Source organism: Ramlibacter sp. (assembly GCF_035706265.1).
GTDB lineage: Bacteria > Pseudomonadota > Gammaproteobacteria > Burkholderiales > Burkholderiaceae_C > Ramlibacter.
On the sequence record NZ_DASSVG010000704.1, the window covers coordinates 1 to 2,899 of the forward strand.

Consider the following 2,899-nt stretch of genomic DNA (forward strand, 5'->3'; position numbering starts at 1 on the left):
TGCGTGACGTTGCCGGCGTTCGATGCCAGCAACTGCGCGATGAAGGAGCGCTCGAAGTTCTCCACCACGCGTGCCTTGGCGGCCCGGAAGGATTCCTCGCAGGTCGCCGCGCTTTCCGCGGCCATGCACTCGTTGCCCAGCTCGATGTCCTGCGGCCCCAGTTGCGCCACCGAGGACATGAGCAGGGCGCGCTCCATCACGTTCTTCAGTTCGCGCACGTTGCCGGGCCAGCCGTGCGCCAGCAGCTTCTTGAGCGCGGCCGGCGTGAGGCTGGGCGCCGGCTTGTGCCACTGCAGCGCCGCCGTGCGCAGGAAGTACACGGCCAGGTTCGGGATGTCCGACGGCCGCTCGCGCAGCGCAGGCAGGTGCAAGGTGAGCACGTTGAGGCGGAACAGCAGGTCCTGGCGGAAGCTGCCGCGGCCGACCAGGTCGGCGGGATCGCGGTTGGTGGCGGCGATCACCCGCACGTCGGCGCGCGTCACCTGGTTGGAGCCGACCGGGCGGTATTCCTTCTCCTGCAGGAAGCGCAGCAGCTTGGCCTGGGCGCCATAGGGCAGGGCGTCGATCTCGTCGAGGAGCAGCGTGCCGCCTTCGGCCTCCCGCACCAGGCCTGCCCGCGCGCTGAGCGCATGGGTGTAGGCGCCTTTCACGTGGCCGAAGAGCTCGGATTCCATCAGTTCCATGGGAATGGCGCCGCAATTCACGGCCACCCAGGGCCCGCCGGCGCGCGCGGACTGGTAGTGGATGGCTTGCGCGAAGACCTCCTTGCCCGTGCCCGTGTCGCCGAGAATCAGCACGCTGGCGTCATAGCGGGCCAGCACCGGCACGCGTGCCAGCTGCTGCGCGAAGGAGGGGCTGTTGCCGATGATGCCGCGCAGGGCCGGAGGGACGGGGGAGCGGGCGGCCGTCGCGTGCTCCTCGGTCAGGCCGAGTGAACGCCGCAGCCGGACGGCGAGCTCGCAGTCGGCCACGGGCGCACGCAGGAAGTCGTAGGCACCGGCGGCGAGCAGGGCATGGGTGTGCGACGGTTGCAGCTCCACCGCGACGACCAGCACGGTACACGCGGGGTGGTGGGCACGCTGCCGCCGAAGTTGCGCCATCGCTGCGCCCAGGCAGGATTCGTCCACGACCTGAATCAGCAGGTCGCAGTGGGACGGATCGGTTTCGAGCCCCCCGGTCGAAACCGACAGGCGGAACTCCGCGAACGCCCGCAAGGCGCCGCACAGGGAGTCACCATGGGCGGCCAGAGCATCCGGCGTGCAAATGCTGACATGCATCGCCGCCGGCCTTGCCAAGGCGTGCACAGATTCGTTCCTGGTCAAGATGACTCCTCCGAATCTTGTTCTTGGACCCACGCTTCGATGCGAATCGACGGGGCCGCTCGCCGCGACCATCGTGCGGACGAAGCGGCCAGATTCGCGCGGCAAGCTCCGCGATCCAGAGACAGGACAGCGAGCTGGCACGCATTGGTATAGGCATTCGCCGCGCCTGCGTCCACTCCGTTCAGCAGGAAACCATTTGTCAATAGTCGTCCATTGGAACGAGGCAACCAAGGCTATCCCGCGCTTCCGTGAACAGCTGTCTCGCAGAGACAATCCAAACGAAAGGTGTGCTCAAACGCGTGGGGCGGCACGTTCATGACGTGGGACCGGCCCCTCTCCCGATGGCGTCTGGTCTGAACCCGCGTGGCCGGCAACCAGCGCATGCAGTTGGCAGCGCTGGGCGACCACGGTAGCCGTCAGCGACGGCCGGAGCACACCAGAAGTGCGACCAGCGCGCCGACGGCGGCCGCGCCGGCGGCGACCTTCCAGGGGTGTTCGCTCGCGTAGTCGGCGGCCGCTTCGGCCGCCCGCTCCGTCTTGCGGACGGCGGCCGCCTGCAGCGCGCGCAGCTGCTCGCGCGTGGCTGCAACGCTGCGGGCGAGCCGCTCGCGGGCGGCCACCTGGGCAGCGTCCGCGTCCTGGATGCCGTGCTGCAGCAGGGCTTCGGCGTCGTCGGCCAGGGTTCGCAGGTCGCGCGCGAGGCGCGCCTGTCCTTCTTCGAAATGTTGCGCAAAGTCGTTCATGCGTTCCTCTCTGATGGATGCCGATGCATCCAGTTTGGTCGGCCGCCGCACGCCCTTCTTGATACCCATCACGATCCCTGTTCGAGCAGGCCCGTGACTGCGCCGGACGCCGCACCGGGCCGGGGTTGCCCCGAGGTCTCGCGCCGTGCCCTCGCGCTCAACCCGGCGCCACCGCACTGGCCTCGATGCAGAGGTAGGGCCGGCCGTCCACGTCGAGACGTCATCTCACTTCGTGTAGTTGAAGTAGCGCCAGTCCGTCCACGGCGCGGTCTGGTTCAGCACGCGCGCCCGCACGCGCCAGCGGCCCCGCTGCGCCCCGACGAAGAGATGCTCGTACAGGTTCGCGGACTGCAGGCCGGAGACGAGCCAGGTCTGCCCGGTCTCGGCCGCCCACTTGCCGCCGTTGCGGGCGCCGAAGGCGTCGATCTCCACCTGGTACAGGGCGTTGGGCAGCGCCACCGGGTCCCACTGGAAATGGGTGAGGCGCGGGAAGTGGTCGAAGCAGTCGCCGTCCAGGGGCGTGCGCAGTTGCGGCACGGCGCCCGACCACCAGTTCAGCGTGGGATCGCCGAGCAGCACCATGCCGTAGTACCACTGGACCTCCCCGAGCTCGTGCGTCGCGCCCATGCACTGCCACCACGCGACGAAGCTCTCGCCGATGGTCTTGCCGGCGGCCATGGGGGTGTAGAAGTTCTCGAAGGCCAGCATCGAGCCGCTCTTGGTGCTGCCCACCGCCGCGAGCCCGCTGCAGGTCGAGGCGCCCGCCTTGTCGAACAGGGCACGCCGCCGCGGGAAGCGGTTTGCCTAATCAGCCGGCTTGCGACGCCATAATCG

At 69.0% G+C, this 2,899-nt stretch carries 3 protein-coding genes; all 3 read right to left on the bottom strand.

Annotated elements, in window-relative coordinates; genetic code table 11:
• Nucleotides 1-1,277, bottom strand: a 1,277-nt coding sequence (locus VFM98_RS25345) for a sigma-54 dependent transcriptional regulator (protein ID WP_325112662.1), incomplete at its 3' end; no start/stop codon positions are given.
• Nucleotides 1,278-1,738: 461 nt separating this feature from the next.
• On the bottom strand, nt 1,739-2,134 hold the full coding sequence (locus VFM98_RS25350) for a glycine zipper domain-containing protein (RefSeq protein WP_325112663.1): 396 nt from the start codon (nt 2,132-2,134) through the stop codon (nt 1,739-1,741).
• A 156-nt stretch (nt 2,135-2,290) separates the two neighbouring features.
• On the bottom strand, nt 2,291-2,797 hold the full coding sequence (locus tag VFM98_RS25355; protein ID WP_325112664.1) for a hypothetical protein: 507 nt from the start codon (nt 2,795-2,797) through the stop codon (nt 2,291-2,293).
• Nucleotides 2,798-2,899 lie beyond the last annotated feature (102 nt).